Genomic DNA, 19,307 nt, shown 5'->3' on the forward strand with positions numbered 1-19,307 from the left:
GTTAAACCTCCTGATTTTTTTCTATACTTACATTTATAGGTTTTATAAATTTATGTGAAAATAAAATAAGTAGAGCTATCGTTAAACCGATAATATCAGTCATCAGTCCAGGAATTAGCATACAGAGACCAGAAATTAAGACCAGCAAACGTACAAAATAATTTTGTAATCTCCCAATCCCCACAAGATAACCTTCTAATGCAGATGCAAGAATAAAAACTCCTATTAATGCTGATATTACACTGGTCACGATTTCAAGCGGATCACCGCGGCCAATTAATGCCGGCTGGTAAACAAAGAAAAATGGAACTAGAAACGTGACAATCCCTAAACGAACTGCTGTGAACCCTGTTTTCATTGGACTGGCCTTCGCGATCCCGGAAGCTGCAAAAGCTGCTAAGGCGACTGGTGGCGTGATGTATGAAACGGTTGCCCAATACACTACAAACAAATGAGCTGCTACAGGATCCACACCAATTGTCACGAGTGCCGGTGCCATAATAATAGCCAAAAACACATAGACAGCAGATACGGTCATACCCATTCCCAAGATAAAACTAGTTATAGCTCCGCCAATTAAGATTAGAATCATACTATCTCCAGCTGCAGCAACGAGTTCCCTTGAAAACGAGAACGAAACCCCCGTTGCTGATAATGCCCCGACAATAAAACCTACACCTGCAATAATACAAACAATTTCAGCTAGGACTTTTCCTATATCTACAAACATATTAAATAATTGTTTTTTGTTCATTCTTGTGCTTTTGTTAATCATTGCAATTATTAACAGCACTAAACTTGCATAATAAGCTCCCTGTCCTTCAGAATTCAGAACGACTAAAAAGACAACCAATAAAACAAGAGCAAATAAATAATACCAGCCACTTTTTAATGTTTGGAGCAAAGAAGGAATCTTTTCTTTGGGTAATCCTTTTAAATTATTTTTAGCTGCATATCCATCGGCTTGGACAATTAACCCCATGTAATATAATAAGGCAGGGATTGCTGCTGCCAGGGCTATTTCATAATAAGGGATAGCCAAAAAGGAGGCCATGATAAAGGCTGCTGATCCCATGATCGGTGGAGTAATTGATCCTCCTGTTGATGCCACTGCTTCAATGGCACCCGCATAATGAGGTTTATATCCTGACTTTTTCATTGCAGGTATTGTCATTGCGCCAGTTGTAATAACGTTTGAAATGGCGCTCCCACTTAACATGCCGAAGAAAGCACTACTCACAATTGCAACTTTTGCCTCTCCGCCCCGGTATCTCCCAAATAAGGATTGTGCTAATTTAAAAAAGAAATCTCCTCCACCTGAGTGAGTTAATACTACCCCAAAAACAAGGAAACCAAGAATTAAATTACCAACTGTTATTAAAGGAATTCCTAAAACACTATTGGAACTCATAATATGATTTCTTGCTATAGTTAAGAAATCATATGATTGTCCTTGAAGGAAACTAACTGGCACACTTGTAGCTATTAAAGGATAAAGCGAAATTAGAAAACAAACAATTGATAAAACTAGTCCGCCTGTTCTCCTTAATGCTTCAAGTAAAAGAACCCAGATAACGATACTGAAATATGTGGCAATAGGAGGTGCTGTCCATTCCCACCCTTCTAAAATCATTCGTTCTCCGTTTAGCCCAAAATAAATCAATATACATAAAGAAACTGGTGCAAAAATGTAATCAAACCACTTTACTTTTTGCCCTTTTTTTGCTGGAAAAATAAGAAAAGATATTGGTATGAAACAAGCTAAAATATAGTAGAGATAGGAATTTTGTATCGGATTAAAACCAAAAAGCTCCAAATAAAAAAGCATGTTTATCGAAAGTAAAAGGCCAATGATAGTAAAAACAACTACAATAATCTTTAATACTTTATTTAACCTTTCGACATTCATTAAATTTCCCTCCGAACAAGTAATATTTTTGATTTTATTACTCTCCTTTTCCTAAATCCGTATTAAAAAATAATGTCAGCCACCCTTGCTGGCTGACATTATTTTTTATATCGGGAATTACTTAACAAGTTCTGCTTTTTTCTCTAACCAGAATGCAGGGAAATCATCTTTAGAGATTCCTTCTTTTTTAGCCTCTTCAACTGCTTGATCCCATGCAGCTTTTAGATTGTCATATCTTGCAACTAATTCATCATTTTTTGCTTGCTTCTCATCATCCCACATACCCTTTTCCTTAAAGAATTTGATAGTTCCTTCGTGGAATGGAATGCCCTTCGGTTCTATCACAACTTCATCCTTGGAATATAGAGCTAAGTTAGGCATGGCATCTTTATAGGCGGTAAAGTGTTCATCCATCGCTTTTATCAATTCATAGATAGCATTTGGATCTTGATCTGCATAACCTCCAATTAAATAGCCGTGTCCCATGATGTCTGTGTCTTTTTCCATTCCAGCCCCGTTATCCATTGTATAAGGAATCATCCAGGAGGCAGTTTCTACTGTTTGCTTCCAGCCTTCAGCATCTTCAGGGTCCATTTCAAGCCAGCGAATGCCGCCTTTGCTGTCTGCTTCGAACATAGCTGAAGCAGTTGGATTAATACCTGCAACGTCGATTTGTCCTTGAATCAGCGCTTCACCTTGACCTGCATAAGAAGTAATATCAACAACTTCAACGTCATCCCAGGTTAATCCGCCAAATGCCAATATTGCCTCGTTTTTTATATTTACCGATGCATTTCCAGTAACCTTCGGTACCTTCTTGCCTTTTAAATCTGCAATAGTTTTAATATCTGAATCTTCCCTAACAGCGAATCCAAATTGACTGATAGGTGCCCAGATCGCACGAACGTTCTGAGGACCCCAATCTTGTTGTGCAAACTCTTCATTTCCTTCAAATGCAAATTGTATCTCATCACCTAATTTACCAATAGAGGCTACTTTGTCTCTTAAAGGAACCATACGGCCAACACCGCTGGCTGATGGCAGCATTCTGACTTGCATACCATATTCTTCTGTTAGCGTGTTTGCGATTGCTGACATCTCTGCGTAACCGCCTGATCCAACATCATATACACTCCAGGTCATTTGTTTAGGGAGTGAGCCAGAATCATTACTTGAGGATGAGTTTTCATTAGAAGCAGGTTTCTGTGTTTGGTTACTGCTACAGCCTACTACCAAAATTAATAGCAAAAAGATTGTAAACAAAAAGCTAACTGGTTTGTTAAACATCATTATCCCCCTTAATTTAACTCATCTTTTAAAGCAAAGAATGGATTTACTGGTACACCTCCCGAAAAGAAATCGCTTTCATTAATCTCTCTAAAAGTATTTTATATATAAAATTTATTTTCGTCAATGAAATTTTAAAAGATTCTGTATATTCAGTAAAAAATTCTTTGTTTTAATTATGGATATAGTGATTAAGCGATTAGGAGTATTTTAGAAATTTATTTTCCTTTTTCATGTGGTTCTCATGGTGGAGATTTTATGATATAACTTGAGGAGTCTTACAACTTTTCTAATATACTAAAAAAAACTAAGTCTAAATAAATTTCATTATATTAGGAGGGGTATGTGTTTTTCTTATAAAGGCTAATGAAACACTTAGCGGATGGTTCATTAGCCCACTTAATGTAAATTGAAATTAATCAAATAGAGGCTGAAATTTAGGTAATGAAAAATCTCCCTGTTCGTCAAACACCACTTCAACAGGTAAATCACATTTCACTTTTTCAACATCAATATTAATGATATTACTAAACATTCGAACTCCTTCGTCCAATTCAATTAATGCTACTGCATATGGGGAATCATCTTTGAATGCTGGTCCTCCGCCTCTGCGGGCAATTGTATAAGAATAGATTTTTCCCTTTCCAGTTGATTCGACCCACTCTACTTTTTCAGAAAAACAATGCGGACATAATATTCGCGGGTAAAAAATATGTTTAGAGCAATTTTTGCATTGTTGAATCAGCAATTTATTTTCTTTACAGCCTTGCCAAAAGATGTGTGAATCACCATCAGGTATGGGCATTGGTTTTTTCTGTTCAGCCATGATTAATCCCTCCCTAAAATAACAACTGATGTAGAAGACAGGGTTCCGCCTGTACCATTTACAAGTGAGAGTTTTGCATCTTTTATTTGTCTCTCTCCGCATTCACCTCTTAATTGACGGACAGCCTCAATTAAGAGAAATATGCCATACATCCCTGGATGAGCGTAGGATAAGCCCCCGCCATTTGTATTCATAGGGAAATCCCCGCCAGGAGCAGTACGCTGATTACTAATAAAATCTCCTCCTTCACCAGTTTTACAAAAACCAAGAGATTCCAAAGTTAATAGGACAGTGATGGTGAAGGAATCATAAATTTGAACTACATCGATCTCGTCATGTGTAACTCCTGCCATTTCAAATGCCGTTTTACCGGATTGAACTGCTGAAGTAACAGTTAAATCTGGCATAGCCTGTATGGACCAATGACTATGTGATTCACCTTGTCCTAAAACCCATACAGGTTTCTTCCTGCAGTCTTTCGCTCTTTCAGCAGATACTAGTACAAGTGCGCCTGCCCCATCTGTAACTAAACAACAATCCAAGAGATGGAGCGGATCTGTGATCATTGGGGAATTTAATACATCTTCAATGGATAATGGATCCCGCATTGTCGCATGAGGATTTAATTGTGCCCACTTCCTGGTAGCTACCGCTATTTCCGCCAGATGCTCAGGTTTGGTTCCATATTGATGCATATGACGGTTTGCTGCCATGGCATATGCACCCGCAGGGGATGGCAATCCGAATGGTGTTTCGTACTGAGCAGTAAGTACAGGCGGTCTTCCAGCTAATGAACGCGATTTCTCTGAACGCTGAGTACTTCCATATAAAATTAAAGCAACCTCACATAACCCTGATTGAATAGCTGCTGCAGCATGCCCTACATGAGCCTCGAAAGCAGATCCTCCTATTTGAGTTGAGTCAGTATATTTTGGCTGAATTCCCAAGTACTCAGACAATATGACTGACGGAAATGAGCCAACACCAGGTAATCCCCAGAGCCCGGCAACAAAAATGCCATCAACATCATCTTTGGTTAATCCTGCATCTTCAAGAGCCCGTTTTGCGGCAATAGCCTGAATTTGCAGGACTGATTGTCCGTCTTTTACCTTCCCTTTTTCAAGTTCAACATCCCCTACACCAACAATAGCCGCTGCGTTTTTAATTGACATTTCTCCACCTGCCCTTAAATATTTATAGAAGACAAAAATACTCTTTTTACTCCATTTGGTTGTATTGGAATTCTCTTGAATATTCAGATTTTGATAGCAAGTGCTGGAGAATAAATTCAGTCATGATTGCTGGATGTGTAATATGGGATTGTTGAAACATTGATGCTTTGTACCAATAGTGAATGCTTTCTTCCCATGTGAACCCCATTCCGCCATGCAGCTGTATAGCATCTTCACATACTTTCTTATAAATATCTGTAGTAAAAAGGCGGCTGGAAATAGCATTTAATAGGGTTTCATTTGATCTCTTCCCAGTTTGAGATGCTACATACACACTATAACTGCGGGCTTTTTCAATTGCTATATGCAAATCTGCAATCATGTGTTTTACTGCTTGAAAGGAGCCCACAGGAACGCCAAATTGTTTCCTTTCTTTAACAAAAATAACCGTTCTATTCAGAACTTCATTTGCTCCGCCTATTATTTCACCGTTTAAACATAATAAATAATCAATAAGTTGTTTATTTAATAATTCTTTATGGTTGCTTTCATTTCCTCCGATAAAATCATCGTGATTTATCCACACTCCATCTAGTACTAAAGTACCCTGAGGTTTGGACAAATCTGCCGATTGCTCAGAAATTATGTTAACTCCTTCATTTTTGGCATTTAACAAAATAGCTGAAGTATGTCCAAATTTGCCTTTTAACGGTACTAAAATAACATCTGAGTGTTGTAAAAACTGTACGTGTTTAATTTCGCCGCTTAATTGAATTTTATCGAATTCTTCATTTAGAATTTTTATTTCAGGCCAAATGAACTCAATCTTATTTTGTGACTTTTCCAGTTTAGGTAAAGCAGAAGTTATGAGTTTTTCTCCAGAAATAACTATATTCAATAAATCCTGCTGCTGATTCGTTAATTTCATTTGACTTAATAATGGGACGATAAATCCGGCTACCAAAGAAAACGGACCAGGAAAAAGTTTCTCTCCAACCGATTCAGATAGGTACATTAAGTCAAGGGGGCCAACGTCTTCTAAGGTTTGCCATTCACCTTTCGCCAGGACGCCCAGCCATCCATTTTCTGCAAGCTTCTTCCATGCACCTTTAGAAAACCCATCTTTATTCTCAGCAACTTCACTAAAAACTTCAATAGGCATTTCCTTTTTTAACAATGAATGAAGAGCCTGTTTTAACATTTGCTGCTGCTCAGAGAATCGGTATTCCATATTATTTTCCTCCTTTCGAACTAGGCAACCCTAAAGATTTTGCGATAATATTTTTTTGGATTTGTGTTGTTCCTGCATAAATGGTTTCAGCCCTTGATAAGAGGAATTTTTCCATCCAAACTTGATTTTCACCTTTCAATAAGGATTCTTCTCCTAATAACTCTACACCTACATTAAGTAAATCCTGATGGCTTTCACTCCAAACCAATTTTGCTATTGCCGGCAATGCACCGGTATCATCTCCTTGTGCAATTAAGGCAATATTACGTAAACAAACACTTTTTAATATTTCGCAGGATAAATAGGATTGGACTAATTTACTTTGCATGATAGGGCTATTTGCGGGAGAGCTTCCAGCTTGTATCTGCTCTTGGAATAGTGTAATTAGCTGCTGGAATTCCTGCTGCATTTTTAAGGAACGTTGAGCGAAGTGAATCCCACGCTCATGTGCAAGAGCATAGTTCGCCATTTCCCAGCCATCGTTTATATCTCCAACTAAATCTCTTTTGGGAACAATTGCATCGTCCAGGAAAACTTCAGCTAGTTCTGATTCGCCAGCAATATTTTTAATCGGCTGGACAGTCACGCCCGGCTGATCCAGGTCCAGGATCATCATGCTAACCCCTTTGTATCTCGATTCAGCTGTACGGACTAAGATATAACATTTATTCGCATATGGACCATAAGAAATCCATACTTTTTGGCCATTTAACACATAATGATCTCCGTTATCTTTCGCCTTTGTTTGTAGTCCGGCCAAATCTGAACCAGCATTCGGTTCCGAGAAGCCTTGACACCAAATATCTTCGTGATTTAGCATACGAGGAAGATAATACTTCTTTTGATCCTCTGTTCCATAACGGATTAAAGTCATCCCAAAAATACCTATTCCATTTGAATTCAATACTTCAGGAGCATTTATTCGAACCAATTCTTCTATATATACTAATTGTTGTTCAATAGTAAGACCCAGACCTCCATACTCCTTTGGCCAGGCTGGTGCCACCCACCCACCCTGACCTAACATTTTCCCCCACTCCTTACGCCTTTGAACCCACTTCTCTCCTGTTACCTCCTGATTCCATTCTTTCGGAAAATTCGCCTCTAACCACCTTCGAAAAGAGTCACGAAAACCCTCAGCTTCCTGTGAATATTCAAAGTTCATGCTTTTTCCTCCTTAATGTGCAATTTTTGAAGGCAATGTGGCTTCAAAAGTACCAGATACTTTAACTTCACCCTCGTCATTCATAGCAATGACTTCACTTACGATTAGATTGTTTTCCTTCTTTTCTAATACCTTTCCAGTAACATGAATCCGCTCACCGGGAAATGTCATACTCCGAAAGCGAATTTGAAGGGAATTAACATACATGCGGGGAATCCAGCTGGTTACACCTTGTGCAGCCATTCCCATAATTAACATTCCATGTGCAATAATGCCGGTCCCTGCTTTTTCACCTGCTTTTTCAACAGTATGGAGGGGATTAAAATCTCCTGAAGCACCAGCATACTTCACTAATTGAACACGGGAAATCGGTTCCTTTAAAATTTTGGGAAAATGGTCTCCAACTTTCAAATCATCGTAATACTTCCACATGAATATCACATCCAAAATGTTTTTTAATGCCGCTCAATTGTTACATTTCTAGAACGGGCGACCAGTTCGTTAAACTGATTTCTATATTCAAATTCCAAAGTAATCAGGTTCATCCCTCCAGAGGACCCTTGCTTGACTTTAACATCAGCAACCTTGCCTGAAACAGTAAGTTTATCACCCGCATATATTGTTTTAAGAAATTGATAACCTTGTTCCCCGTGTAAGATTTTAACCGGATTTAAATTTAGCATTTGGCATTTTTGCTCAAAACTATATCCACCCCATAAATCAATCACTTGGAGGAAGGTTAATGGAATAGGTATTCCATCAAAGCCTTCATTTCTTGCTGCATCCTCATCGTAATAAATAGGATTAGGATCACCAATTGCCGCAGCCAACTCTTTAATTTTTCCTTTTTCTACTGAATACGTATATGGAGCAAGCTCCAAACCCATTAGCTCTTTGACAGCACTCAGTTTTGTTCACCTGCTTTTCTATTAGATTATCGTAAATGACCAAATGATTATCTAAGTATTCTGCATTCACTTCTGAAAATTTATATATACTTACCTCAAACAATTTTTGGGATAATGTAAAACTTAAAATCTACTAAACAAATACTACATAAATCTTCCACCGGTTACTTCGAGCACATTCCCTGTCATGTAATCGGAATAATCAGAGCTTAGGAAAAGAACAGCTTTAGCAATATCCAATGGTTCGCCGACCCTCTGCATAGGTATTTCGGCAATTTTAAGCTGCCGAACTTTCTCAGGGACTGCACGTGTCATGTCAGTATCGATAAAACCAGGCTGAACAGCATTTACATTAACTTGGAATTTAGCAAGCTCTTTCGCTGCAGCCTTTGTCATGCCAACAATACCAGCTTTTGCTCCTGCATAATTTACTTGACCCATATTTCCGACTTTTCCTGCAATGGAAGAAATATTTACAATCTTTCCTTTTTGCTTTTGTCTCATATGGACGGCGGCAGCCTGCATACACAGAAATGTACCTTTCATATGAACATCCAACACTTGTTCAAATTGCTCTTCCGTCATTTTATGTAGCATAGCATCTCTAGTAATCCCTGCATTATTTACTAAAATGTCAATATCACCAAAATGGTCGATTGCAGCTTGGATTAGTCCTTGGGCACTTTCTTTTTCGGCAACATCAACTTGCTGTGCAAAACCTTTAGTTCCTATTTCTTCTATTTCATGGGCAACCTGTTCTGCAGAATCCAGGTTTAAATCTCCAACAACAACATTTGCTCCGTGCTTTGCATAAAACAATGAAATTTCTCTTCCAATTCCCTGTCCGGCTCCCGTAACTACTGCAACTTTTCCTTCCAGATTCATCTAATTCCACTCCATCCCATTTTTATTTGATATTTAAAACAGTGATGCTTGTTGAAAACCACTAAGAAAGGGCTTACATTTATCTTAATTAAATTTTATATAAGAAAAAAGTTTTTGTCAATGAAATTTTAGAAAATTCGGACTAGTGGGAATCAATTGAAAATCACCTGTATTAAAGAGAATTTTGCTGTGTCTTTTTATGGCCGGAAAATTGAACAGCGTATTTTCAATAGGGGATATTACCAGAAAGTCAATTCAAAATTCAAAAAAAAATCTCCTCAAACTTTGGATGTGGGCAAAACTCTTGCTGATCCAAAATAAAAGGAGAATATGCAAATACAATTTATGAGTATTTGTCTAGGTACTTAAATTGTCATTATATTATTGCGGAAAGTTTCCGCCTAATCTCATACTGATTTCAGTCGCAACACCTTTGATTTTCTCTCCCATCTTCCCAATATCCTGATCCTTCAGCTGGGCAGTCATTCCAATAATCGCAATGGCCATTTCCACACTCTCCTCATTATTAAAAATGGGAGCTGAAACACCAACGATACCCTCAATGTACTCACCAAATGTAGTAGCATATCCATTTTTTCGTATAGCGGGCAGCTCTTCTTTTAATTCAATAATTTCTTCTTCACTTAGCTTACGCAGGCCATCATTCATTCGTAATAACTCATCTGATTCCTCTTCATCCATATAAGCTAATAAACACTTTCCATATGCCCCATCAACTACTGAAAAATGTCTTCCTACTGAAACGTTAATTCCAAATTCTTCACCTTCAACTTTAGCCAATATCGTGGAACGCTTTTTGCCAATTCTATTAACAAGAAACGTAGTAAGTCCAGTTTGCTCAGAGAGTTTTTCCAAATAAGGGAGAATAACTGAAATATCAAACAGATTTTCTTTTGCCCTTTCTCCAAGAACAACTAAATAAGGTCCCAGGCTATACCGTTTTGAGCCTTTATCATAACGAACAATTGAAAGCTCCTCTAATTTCTGCAGGATACGATAACATGTTGTCGGAGTTAAAGAAGTAGCTTTTGCAATTTCTGTTAAATTGCTTTTATTAAATTTTTTTCTGCTTAAAAGCGCCAGTATTTTGAAAGCGCTATCAACTGCTGGAACATTGTATTTTCTCTTTCCTTTACTTTCCGCTTCACTTAATTTATTTTCCATTGACTTTCCTCCTGACAAAGTTGTAGTGACTTAACAAATTTGGTAAATTTATAACAGAAGCAGCTATAAACTAAGCAAAGTTAATATATTTACTTCTAATAATTATTTTATATATAAAAAAGTTTTTCGTCAATTAAAAAATTGATTATTCTAAATATTGAAATATCAAAAAGTGTGATGCCTTCCCATGAGTATCGCTTTGTAACTTACTTTAGTAACTGACCAATAGAAAGGATTAAATCCTATTTTTTTTTAATTGAAAGGTTATCTATAGAAAAAAGCCCCTGCAAAAGAGGGGCTTTAATAAGATATCTTTTGGCTAAAAAACGCACTCAGAATCTATTTACTATATACTTTAATTTTCACACTTTAATCTCAACACCCGCCATTCCCTCTATAAATTTCGCAATCGCAGTATGATCCATCTCCCCTCCGCCTTGAGACTTTGCATATTGCCATACTTGAAACACAGCGCTGGAAATAAATGCAGGCACCTCTGCTCCTTGAGCTATACCACTGGCAATGGCAAGATCCTTACACATTAAATCAATTGTAAAGCCCACATCAAATTTTCTTGATATTACTTGCTGAGGAAATTTGATTTCACTCGAGTGGCTCCTCCCGCTGCTTGTATTAATTACTTCCAGCATCTTTTCGGGATTAAGGCCAAGCTTGGTGCCAATGGCAAGGACTTCTGCAGTGGCGGCTAAAGTAGCAGCACAAAGCATATTGTTAAGAGCTTTTATTGTATGGCCTGCCCCTAATTCTCCAACATGTGTTACATTGGAGCCGATGTCATTTAATAGAGGATAGGCATCCAAGAAAACGTCCTCGTCTCCACCAACCATAATGGCCAGGGTTCCATCTTCGGCTTTCTTAACACCCCCGCTTACTGGGGCATCCAGCATATGGATATCATATTTCAGCAGCTCATTGCCAACTTCTTTTGTGATTTCCGGGACGGAACTAGTCATGTCAATTAAGGTGCTTCCTCCTGAAAATCCGGATAACAGCCCGTTAGGACCCAGAGTTACGTTTTTAACTATTTTGGCATTTGGCAGCACAGTAATAACATAGTCGTTGTTCCTTGCCAGCTCAGAGGGAAATTCATATGTAATTGCACCAAGTTCTGCAAAAGTTTGTAACAATCCCCGATCTAAATCATATACAGATAGTTTATACCCTTTTTTTATTAAATGACGGGCAATTCGTCCGCCCAAATTTCCTAAACCAATTAATCCAACGTTCATTTTCAGCACGCTCCCCGTATTAACGGAAGTAAATAAGTCACGCTCTGGGCAAAAAATAATCAGGAACGTCTTAACTGGATGTTAGTTTGTTGTTCATTGGTTGTTTACGAATTTCTCCAATATAGCCAGAGCCCGCTTTTCCTTCCTTTTTAAGCTATCAAGTATTTTATTTTGATTTTTTTCTTTTAAGCCATTCAGTATTTCGCTGTATTCCCTTATTGAATGTTCCATACTGGTAGGGTAGGAAAGAGAAATATATCTAAAAGGAATCAATTGACTATTAATTCTCATATATAAATCTTTTAAAACTGTGTTTCCAGAGAAGATAAAAAAATTCATTTGTAATTCTTCGAGCAGGTCAAAATATTGCTTAACCTTATTGCCTTCAAGTGTTTCCCCCATTTTAATAATTAGAACACTAATTTCTTCCAATTGTTCATCGGTACATGAATCATTCAGTTTGGTTAAGGCTATTTCTAATAACCTGTACACAACTTCATAAAGATCAAGAAGCTCTTTTTTGGTTCTTTTTTTTACAAAGACGCCTTTTCGGGGTACCCTCTCTACAATTCCGTCCTTCTCTAAAATGAATAATGCTTCACGGATTGGAGCTCTGCTGGTGCCAAATTCTTCAGTCAGTTCTAATTCCAATAACCTGTCACCCGGTTTAAGGACACCCTCAGAAATTTTTATAGCTATTTCTTCAGAAATTCGCTGTGATAATGTTGTATTTTCAAAGCTCATTGTTTTAGTTTCCTCACTTATAACAGTATGATTCTAGAAAGTTACTAACTATCCCATTTCTACGTAAATCATACCATCTTTAACCTGAACAGGGTAGGTCTTAACTTTTCTATTACTTATGCCAAAAAGTGCATCCCCTGTCTCCAAGCTAAACTCCCATCCATGCCATGGACATCTCAACACTTTTCCTTCAAGACCAAACTCAAACTCTGAAGGCTTACTTGGAAGCATAGTTCCGCATACTGCACCTTCACATATTGGTGCAAGTTTATGGGGGCAAACGTTTCTAACTGCATATACTTTTCCATCTTCATAAAAGACTCCGATAGAAGTTCCATTTAAATCAGTGATCAGTGCCTTTCCTTCCGGAATTTGGTTAAGATCCCCTATACAATATGCCATCCCTTATGTGACCTCCTTATTATTTGGTAACTCCTGCTTTATCTAAATTAAATAGTTCAGCAGCATTATCATAAAATATTTTCTGTTTTAATGTGTCGGGCATTGATGAAAAGGTGTTATCTGGAAAATCATTATCCCAATGCGGGTAATCAGTACTAAAAATTAATGTTTTCTCTGCATGCATCATTTCGAAAATCTGCATTAGATATTTTCCTTTTTCAGGCTCTTCTACCGGCTGGGAGGTAAAACGGACATGATCTAACAAGTATTTACTAGGTTCCTTTTCAAGCCATGGAACTTCCTTTCTGAAATTACGCCAGTTTTGATCCATTCTCCACATAATGGAAGGAACCCAGCTGTAACCAAATTCTGCGGCCAGGACTTTTAGTTTGGGGAAACGCACAAATACTCCTTCAAATACCATACTAACCAAATTTCCATATGCAATCTGAGGGAAATCTGTATGTCTTTCAATATAACTGGAAGGTACTCCTCCAGCCATGGCAACACTTGTTGAAAAGCCGCCTTCTGTGCCTGTAGGATGAATAAGTATTGGTAATCCCAGCTCTTCTGCAGCTTCATAAATAGGAAAATAGTAGCTGTTCCCCATTAAAATATTGAATAAAGGCATAAAGACAGCAACCACTCCTTTTTCATGGCCAATTCGCCTAATTTCTTCTGCGGCTTTCAACGGATCGTGAACTGCTACACACATCGCCAATTTATACCGTGAGTCTACTGTCAGCCATTCATTTATAAAATAATCATTAAAGGCCCTGGCTAATGCTGTGGCTTCGATAGGATTGGGATAGACAACTATTTTCCCTGCCTGTACTGAAGTTAGAATTGCATGTTCAATATAGTACCGGTCCAGCAAAACTTCACTCATATAGATTGGATCAGATCCACCAGCACCTCCACCTGGGGGTTTTGCATCAAGTCTGATGGAGGTTGATTTTTCCAATGGCGGACGCAGCGGGTGATCAGGTAATGACAACCTGCCATCGAAAACTTTTTGCATAGATTTGCTTAAATAAGGCAGCAGGCCTTTAATATCCCCGTTAATCCAAGGATGTACATCAGCATCGATAATTTTTTTCCTATTGTTTGCTTCCATATTGTCCCCTCCAAAAAATAACAAGCTATAAAGTATATTGTCGACAATTTGATTTATTATTTGAACCTTACTCAATGTGGAGGATGAATAAGGCCAGGCAATAAATTTTCCATGGTAATTAATTTTTATAAAGTTTACTTACTTCTATTATATATAGATTATAAAGTTTCATATATAGACTCAGTTATTACAATATGCTTCCAGTAAGTTTATTCCGATTTCATCACGGGCAAATGAATTAATTAGAGAAACAGTAGTCTGCTTCAATGGAATTCCATCAACTTCCCTTTTTTTCTTTAATTCAGCTTCTATTTCTCCCGGTAAGTATATTCTTTCATGCCCTTTTGCTTTAGGGGAGCCCCGTAAAGTACGGCTTAAATAGGCAACTCTACTCTGGAAGTTTTCACCATTTCCAAATCTGTTTATATTTATAGCACCAAAGACATGTCCACAGCCCCATGCAGCCTGTTCATGGTTCTGCAGTTCACTTTCAGCCGGCCCTTTAGAAATTCCTCCAACTTCAAAAGAAAATAGCGCTCCTGTTAATGCCGCAGATAAAATTTCGTTAATCACAGCTATTCCATAGCCTTTATAACCTCCAAATGGCAATACGGTTCCCTCGACTGCTTCACGCGGATCAGTTGTAGGTTCTCCATCTTTCGTAATTGCCCAGCCTTCAGGCAACGATTCATTTTCACGTGCCATCATTCTGATTCTTCCTCTGGCAGATACACTGCATGCCATATCAAGTACGATGGGGGGTTCGTCTCCAGCTGGTATAGCGTAAGAAAATGGATTATTGCTTAGTAGTGCCTCTTTTCCGCCCCATGGAGCCATAACCGCAGGACCGTTTGTCGTGCAAAATCCAATTTGATGATGGTGCAGTGCTTTCCTTGTATAATAGGCAGCAGGTCCGAAGTGGCTGCTGTTTTTAACTCCAACAATACCTATACCGTATTTTTCTGCCCGTTTGATCGCTGCATTCATTGCGATATCAGAAGCAAGAACTCCAAGGCTCCCTTGCCCATCAATCACTGTAATGGGTCCTTTGTCCATATCTTCATATTTAACTTCCTTCTGAAGATGCCCCTTTAAAAACCCTCGTGCCCACCGAGGCAAATTTTGCACTCCGTGGGAATGTACTCCTCTCAGATCAGCATCTATTAAAACCTCACTAACCAACCTTGAGTTTTCATTATTTAACCCGACTTTTATAAATGCGTCCTGTACAAATTTCTGCAGCCCTTCTGCACTTACAGTAATCATTGTTTTCCCCCTTTAACCGCTCATACTTTCATAGAATGATATTTATCATTAAATATTGGGATATCACTTTTTTCAAGTGCAATATCCATATGAAAAATTTCATAAGGCGTTTTGCCCTGAAGTAAAAGCTCCTTTATTTCTTTCTCTCTGTCAGCTCTTTTTTGGGCCTTCTTTAAAACTTCTTCTGCTTGTTCAACAGGTACAACAACCACTCCATCATCATCTGCGACTATGATGTCACCAGGGTTGACCAGAACTCCTCCACAAACTGCCGGTACGTTTATTCCACCGATTTTCTCAACACTGCTGGTTTTTGAGTAAATAGATTTAGCCCACACTGGGAATTGGTTTTCAACTATTGCCTTGACGTCCCTTACGGCTCCATCTGCAATAACACCGGCTATTTTCCTTCCAATTCCGGATAGTGTTGCCATTTCTCCCCAAATAGCATTAGATGAATGATTGCCCATAAACCCAGTAACTAAAATATCTCCTGGCTGAGTAAGGGATAAGCCAAGATGCATAGAGAGATTATCCCCTGGTGTATTAATAGCTGTAACAGCTGATCCGGCGATAACCTTCCCATTGCAGATAGGCCTAATGGAAGGGTCCATTAGTGTCTCCTGATCCATTGCCTCGTAAACTGTTGATACACCCAGATCTTTAAATTGTTCAATTACTTTTGGATTTGCTCGTTCTATTTGAGAGTATATTTTACCGAAGTAGGACATTGACATTTTACCTCCTAATTTTCAACCTGCTATTTGCTTATTGCATGCTCATTTTTCCGCGAAGCAATGGCACCCTTCCAGTGTATAAGGCACATAATTACAAATATGCCTATACCAAAAATATCTGTTATGTGACCAGGGATGAGCAATAATATCGCCGCCGCAAACGCAAATATTCTTTCTGCTATGTTAGCCTTGTTTATTAAAATCCCCATTGTAGCCACTGCTAATATCACAACGCCTGCAAGGGCTGTAGAGACACTTAAAATAATGTCGATTGGTTCTCCTTTCATTAATAGAACCGGGTCAAGAACAAACATAAACGGAATAATAAAAGCAGTTAAACCAATTTTTAAGCTGTACATTGCTGTTTTCATCCAATCTCCTTGAGATATTCCGCAAGCAACGTATATCGCTGCACATACTGGTGGGGTAATGGCAGATAATACAGCAAAATAAAGTAAAAACATATGTGCTGCTATACCTTCAATACCCAGATTTATTAATGCAGAACCAACAACAGATGCAGATAGCACATAGGCAGCCGGAGTAGGAGCACCCATTCCCAGTATGATCGTAATGACCATTGCCAGAACTAAAGCCAAAAAGAGATTTCCCTGGCTAAATGACATTGTCACTAAGGAAAACTTTACTCCCAAACCGCTGGTGTTAATCGTTGTCACAAGAGTCTGTGCTGCCGCTATCAGCATTACAATAGTCACCATGCTCTTAGCTCCGCTGTCCAATCCAGATATAATCCTTTTAATTGTTGCTATAAATTCCTTTTTCGATCTTACATTGCAGATAAAATACAAAACAATTGTGCCGATATACATCGAATATCCAGCTTTTCCTGCCGTGTATCCTGAAAATAACAATGCGACTAATAATATTAATGGAACGAATAAAGGAATAAATGTTCTCCAATTGATTGCCTGCTTCCAAGTAGGAATCTCTTCATCGGAAAGACCAGTTAATTTATTCGCCCGTGCATAAAAATAGATTGATATCATAATAGACACAAAAAACAATAAAGCTGGTATCAATGCTGCAATCATTATATCCACGTAATTGAGAGCCAGTAGTTCAGCCATAAGAAAAGCACTGGCACCCATAACAGGAGGCATAATTTGTCCGCCGGATGAGGCGACAGATTCAACAGCACCAGCAAAGTTTTTATCGTAGCCAAGCCTTTTCATGAGAGGTATGGTGAAATTTCCAGTTGTTGCTACATTAGCAACAGTACTTCCATTAACAGAGCCGAATAACGCACTTGTTACTGTAGCAAGTTGCGCAGCTCCCCCTCGCCACTTACCAGTTAACTTTGAACCTAAATCAAAAATAGCATTCCCTAATCCCAAGCTAAGAATTAAAGATCCATATAAGACGAAAATCACTAAGATATTTGTAGAAATAGACATTAATTGTCCCCAAATCCCTTGCGTTCCCAATAAATAGGTTTGCATCAGTCTCTCATAGCCTATCCCAGCATGTCTCCATATTCCAGGAAAATAGGGTCCCAGGACGGCATATGCGATCCCGCAAATCACTAAAAAGGGAATAAACCAGCCTAGTACTCTTCTAGCACCCTCAAGAACAATAATTAACAAAATCGTTGCCATTATAATATCTGTTGTGTTATAAACTCCATGCTGTTCAATTATTCTTGGATAAATGGAAATAACATAAATAGTAACCATACATGCTAATAGGATTAACAAAATATCTAATCTCAAAAGCCACTTATTGTTTTTTAACTTATGAGAACCTGAAAAAATGAGGAAACAGATGATAATCGCACCAATTAAATGGATAGAACGCTGAATAATGCCTGGCAAAGTCCCAAATCCCATTGTATAGATATGGAAAAGAGCCCATATTAGTCCTGCTAATCCGATAAAAATAAGATAATTTTTTGATAAATTACGGCTATTCTTTTTTATCTCTGATTCATCTTCAGTAAATAAATCACCTAGTTGGTTTACTAACTTTGACATAATAAACCTCCTTTCATAGTGACTCCCCTTGTAAAAATTCTCTTTTCTACAAGGGAAGAAGGAACCATTTAGATTAATTGTTAACCTCTTTATATTCTGGCGGAATTAACTCTTCGGGAACTTCATATCCATTTTCCTTAAGAAATTGAACAGTTCCTGAGTGGAGAGGAATGGCAGATTCAAGGGTAAGCTCTGGTATGTCCACATCGGCTGCTGCTGAGAAAGAATTCAGCCAGATTTTCTTCCCTTCTTCTGACCACATAGCTTCCCACATTTTATACCCCGTCTCTTGTGAAACGGAGCTATCCAGAAGGATACTCATCGTAAATTGCACTGTTTGAACATCCTCATTCACTCCTTCATAAGAGCCTGCTGGAATGGTACTTGTTCCGATATAAGGGAGTTTTTCAGTAATGTTTTCGATCTGCGCATCTGTTAAACCAAGAAGCTTAATTTTTTGTTCTGCTGCCGTTTTTTGAACATAAGAATCGGGAGGAGTTCCAGTCTTTGTCAAACCTACAATTCTTCGGTCAGCAAAAGCAGCTTGTGCATCTGACATACTTCCAGCATAAGATTTAGGTTGAATACCAAGAGTTTCAAATACAGCGGTTGTTACTTTTTCAGTTGAGGTTCCTGATCCACCAAAAGAAAAGTCTTTTCCATTTAGATCTTCAAAACTATTCACGTTTGCTGATTCTGAGACAATTAAGTTAAATGGTGATGGTACAAAATACCATAATGCCCTAATACTATTATTTTTAATATCCTTAAAATCTCCTTCACCAAAATAAGTCTGGTAGTCACTTGGAGAAGTACCCAAAGCCATCTTTCCCTCACCTTTACTCAATCGCTGCATATTATCACTTGAACCGCCAGTTTCAACTACTGATACCTGAATTTCCGGGTTTAATGTACCAATTGCGTTCGCTATACCTACATTGTAGCCATAATAGGAAGAAGAACTATCTGTTGCAAATAAGCTGATAATTTCTCCTTTTCCTTTGCCCTCTTCTCCATTAACATCTGCGGAACAAGCAGCTAGTAACGCCATAAGAAAAATAACTAACAAACCTTTAAAAAATTTCATAATATTTTCTCCCTCCTTGATCAATTTTCTTTAAATAAACTTAAAAAATTTTTCACACTCCTTCCTCTTAAACAGAAAAAGATGCCCTTCTTTCATGAAAGTCTTTCTCTTGTAAGCTGTAAAACAATTAATCGGCAAATATAAA

18 protein-coding genes are annotated in these 19,307 nt (G+C 38.1%); all 18 read right to left on the bottom strand.

Annotated features, from left to right (window positions below; all coding sequences use genetic code 11):
* Nucleotide 1: 1 nt before the first annotated feature.
* The 18 genes from ACEQ1T_RS22860 to ACEQ1T_RS22945 all read right to left on the bottom strand — a co-directional run bounded on the left by ACEQ1T_RS22860 (nt 2) and on the right by ACEQ1T_RS22945 (nt 19,162).
* Complete coding sequence (locus tag ACEQ1T_RS22860; protein WP_370224895.1) at nt 2–1,909, bottom strand: TRAP transporter permease; 1,908 nt, start codon at nt 1,907–1,909, stop codon at nt 2–4.
* A 117-nt stretch (nt 1,910–2,026) separates the two neighbouring features.
* On the bottom strand, nt 2,027–3,199 hold the full coding sequence (locus ACEQ1T_RS22865) for a TAXI family TRAP transporter solute-binding subunit (RefSeq protein ID WP_372530256.1): 1,173 nt from the start codon (nt 3,197–3,199) through the stop codon (nt 2,027–2,029).
* A 412-nt stretch (nt 3,200–3,611) separates the two neighbouring features.
* Nucleotides 3,612–4,022: a Zn-ribbon domain-containing OB-fold protein gene (locus tag ACEQ1T_RS22870; RefSeq protein WP_370224897.1), complete on the bottom strand. Its 411-nt coding sequence runs from the start codon at nt 4,020–4,022 to the stop codon at nt 3,612–3,614.
* A 2-nt stretch (nt 4,023–4,024) separates the two neighbouring features.
* Nucleotides 4,025–5,194, bottom strand: a complete 1,170-nt coding sequence (locus ACEQ1T_RS22875; protein WP_370224899.1) for an acetyl-CoA acetyltransferase — start codon at nt 5,192–5,194, stop codon at nt 4,025–4,027.
* Between the two features lie 46 nt (nt 5,195–5,240).
* On the bottom strand, nt 5,241–6,425 hold the full coding sequence (locus ACEQ1T_RS22880; protein WP_370224900.1) for an acyl-CoA dehydrogenase family protein: 1,185 nt from the start codon (nt 6,423–6,425) through the stop codon (nt 5,241–5,243).
* A 1-nt stretch (nt 6,426) separates the two neighbouring features.
* The gene (locus tag ACEQ1T_RS22885; RefSeq protein WP_370224901.1) at nt 6,427–7,590 is read right to left on the bottom strand and encodes an acyl-CoA dehydrogenase family protein; all 1,164 of its coding nucleotides are present in this window, start codon (nt 7,588–7,590) and stop codon (nt 6,427–6,429) included.
* A gap of 12 nt (nt 7,591–7,602) precedes the next feature.
* Complete coding sequence (locus ACEQ1T_RS22890) at nt 7,603–8,022, bottom strand: MaoC/PaaZ C-terminal domain-containing protein (protein WP_206837110.1); 420 nt, start codon at nt 8,020–8,022, stop codon at nt 7,603–7,605.
* Between the two features lie 23 nt (nt 8,023–8,045).
* A complete protein-coding gene (locus ACEQ1T_RS22895; RefSeq protein WP_244671076.1) occupies nt 8,046–8,477 on the bottom strand; it encodes a MaoC family dehydratase N-terminal domain-containing protein in 432 nt (143 codons plus the stop codon).
* A 165-nt stretch (nt 8,478–8,642) separates the two neighbouring features.
* Entirely contained in the window at nt 8,643–9,383 is a 741-nt protein-coding gene (gene fabG / locus ACEQ1T_RS22900) for a 3-oxoacyl-ACP reductase FabG (protein ID WP_370224903.1), read from the bottom strand.
* Between the two features lie 381 nt (nt 9,384–9,764).
* On the bottom strand, nt 9,765–10,568 hold the full coding sequence (locus ACEQ1T_RS22905; RefSeq protein WP_206837104.1) for an IclR family transcriptional regulator: 804 nt from the start codon (nt 10,566–10,568) through the stop codon (nt 9,765–9,767).
* A 362-nt stretch (nt 10,569–10,930) separates the two neighbouring features.
* A complete protein-coding gene (locus ACEQ1T_RS22910) occupies nt 10,931–11,818 on the bottom strand; it encodes an NAD(P)-dependent oxidoreductase (RefSeq protein WP_206837101.1) in 888 nt (295 codons plus the stop codon).
* A 93-nt stretch (nt 11,819–11,911) separates the two neighbouring features.
* Nucleotides 11,912–12,562 carry a GntR family transcriptional regulator gene (locus ACEQ1T_RS22915; RefSeq protein ID WP_370224904.1) on the bottom strand — a complete coding sequence of 217 codons (651 nt, stop codon included), beginning with the start codon at nt 12,560–12,562 and terminating at the stop codon, nt 11,912–11,914.
* Between the two features lie 48 nt (nt 12,563–12,610).
* Nucleotides 12,611–12,964 carry a Rieske (2Fe-2S) protein gene (locus ACEQ1T_RS22920; protein ID WP_206837096.1) on the bottom strand — a complete coding sequence of 118 codons (354 nt, stop codon included), beginning with the start codon at nt 12,962–12,964 and terminating at the stop codon, nt 12,611–12,613.
* 19 nt (nt 12,965–12,983) lie between these two features.
* Entirely contained in the window at nt 12,984–14,081 is a 1,098-nt protein-coding gene (locus tag ACEQ1T_RS22925; protein WP_206837092.1) for an amidohydrolase family protein, read from the bottom strand.
* A 180-nt stretch (nt 14,082–14,261) separates the two neighbouring features.
* Nucleotides 14,262–15,347, bottom strand: coding sequence for an Ldh family oxidoreductase (locus tag ACEQ1T_RS22930; RefSeq protein WP_206837089.1), 1,086 nt, complete (start codon nt 15,345–15,347; stop codon nt 14,262–14,264).
* Between the two features lie 20 nt (nt 15,348–15,367).
* A complete protein-coding gene (locus tag ACEQ1T_RS22935; RefSeq protein ID WP_370224907.1) occupies nt 15,368–16,078 on the bottom strand; it encodes a 4-carboxy-4-hydroxy-2-oxoadipate aldolase/oxaloacetate decarboxylase in 711 nt (236 codons plus the stop codon).
* 29 nt (nt 16,079–16,107) lie between these two features.
* On the bottom strand, nt 16,108–18,075 hold the full coding sequence (locus ACEQ1T_RS22940) for a TRAP transporter permease (protein WP_370224908.1): 1,968 nt from the start codon (nt 18,073–18,075) through the stop codon (nt 16,108–16,110).
* A gap of 73 nt (nt 18,076–18,148) precedes the next feature.
* Nucleotides 18,149–19,162: a TAXI family TRAP transporter solute-binding subunit gene (locus ACEQ1T_RS22945; RefSeq protein ID WP_370224909.1), complete on the bottom strand. Its 1,014-nt coding sequence runs from the start codon at nt 19,160–19,162 to the stop codon at nt 18,149–18,151.
* Nucleotides 19,163–19,307: the final 145 nt, after the last annotated feature.

Origin of the sequence: Cytobacillus sp., assembly GCF_964223445.1 — a bacterium.
GTDB lineage: Bacteria > Bacillota > Bacilli > Bacillales > Cytobacillaceae > Cytobacillus.

Bases quoted from the DNA above. Each gene is read 5' to 3' on its own strand.
- ACEQ1T_RS22860 (WP_370224895.1), bottom strand. From the start codon at position 1,909: ATGAATGTCGAAAGGTTAAATAAAGTATTAAAGATTATTGTAGTTGTT.
- ACEQ1T_RS22865 (WP_372530256.1), bottom strand. From the start codon at position 3,199: ATGATGTTTAACAAACCAGTTAGCTTTTTGTTTACAATCTTTTTGCTA.
- ACEQ1T_RS22870 (WP_370224897.1), bottom strand. From the start codon at position 4,022: ATGGCTGAACAGAAAAAACCAATGCCCATACCTGATGGTGATTCACAC.
- ACEQ1T_RS22875 (WP_370224899.1), bottom strand. From the start codon at position 5,194: ATGTCAATTAAAAACGCAGCGGCTATTGTTGGTGTAGGGGATGTTGAA.
- ACEQ1T_RS22880 (WP_370224900.1), bottom strand. From the start codon at position 6,425: ATGGAATACCGATTCTCTGAGCAGCAGCAAATGTTAAAACAGGCTCTT.
- ACEQ1T_RS22885 (WP_370224901.1), bottom strand. From the start codon at position 7,590: ATGAACTTTGAATATTCACAGGAAGCTGAGGGTTTTCGTGACTCTTTT.
- ACEQ1T_RS22890 (WP_206837110.1), bottom strand. From the start codon at position 8,022: ATGTGGAAGTATTACGATGATTTGAAAGTTGGAGACCATTTTCCCAAA.
- ACEQ1T_RS22895 (WP_244671076.1), bottom strand. From the start codon at position 8,477: ATGGGTTTGGAGCTTGCTCCATATACGTATTCAGTAGAAAAAGGAAAA.
- fabG (WP_370224903.1), bottom strand. From the start codon at position 9,383: ATGAATCTGGAAGGAAAAGTTGCAGTAGTTACGGGAGCCGGACAGGGA.
- ACEQ1T_RS22905 (WP_206837104.1), bottom strand. From the start codon at position 10,568: ATGGAAAATAAATTAAGTGAAGCGGAAAGTAAAGGAAAGAGAAAATAC.
- ACEQ1T_RS22910 (WP_206837101.1), bottom strand. From the start codon at position 11,818: ATGAACGTTGGATTAATTGGTTTAGGAAATTTGGGCGGACGAATTGCC.
- ACEQ1T_RS22915 (WP_370224904.1), bottom strand. From the start codon at position 12,562: ATGAGCTTTGAAAATACAACATTATCACAGCGAATTTCTGAAGAAATA.
- ACEQ1T_RS22920 (WP_206837096.1), bottom strand. From the start codon at position 12,964: ATGGCATATTGTATAGGGGATCTTAACCAAATTCCGGAAGGAAAGGCA.
- ACEQ1T_RS22925 (WP_206837092.1), bottom strand. From the start codon at position 14,081: ATGGAAGCAAACAATAGGAAAAAAATTATCGATGCTGATGTACATCCT.
- ACEQ1T_RS22930 (WP_206837089.1), bottom strand. From the start codon at position 15,347: ATGATTACTGTAAGTGCAGAAGGGCTGCAGAAATTTGTACAGGACGCA.
- ACEQ1T_RS22935 (WP_370224907.1), bottom strand. From the start codon at position 16,078: ATGTCCTACTTCGGTAAAATATACTCTCAAATAGAACGAGCAAATCCA.
- ACEQ1T_RS22940 (WP_370224908.1), bottom strand. From the start codon at position 18,075: ATGTCAAAGTTAGTAAACCAACTAGGTGATTTATTTACTGAAGATGAA.
- ACEQ1T_RS22945 (WP_370224909.1), bottom strand. From the start codon at position 19,162: ATGAAATTTTTTAAAGGTTTGTTAGTTATTTTTCTTATGGCGTTACTA.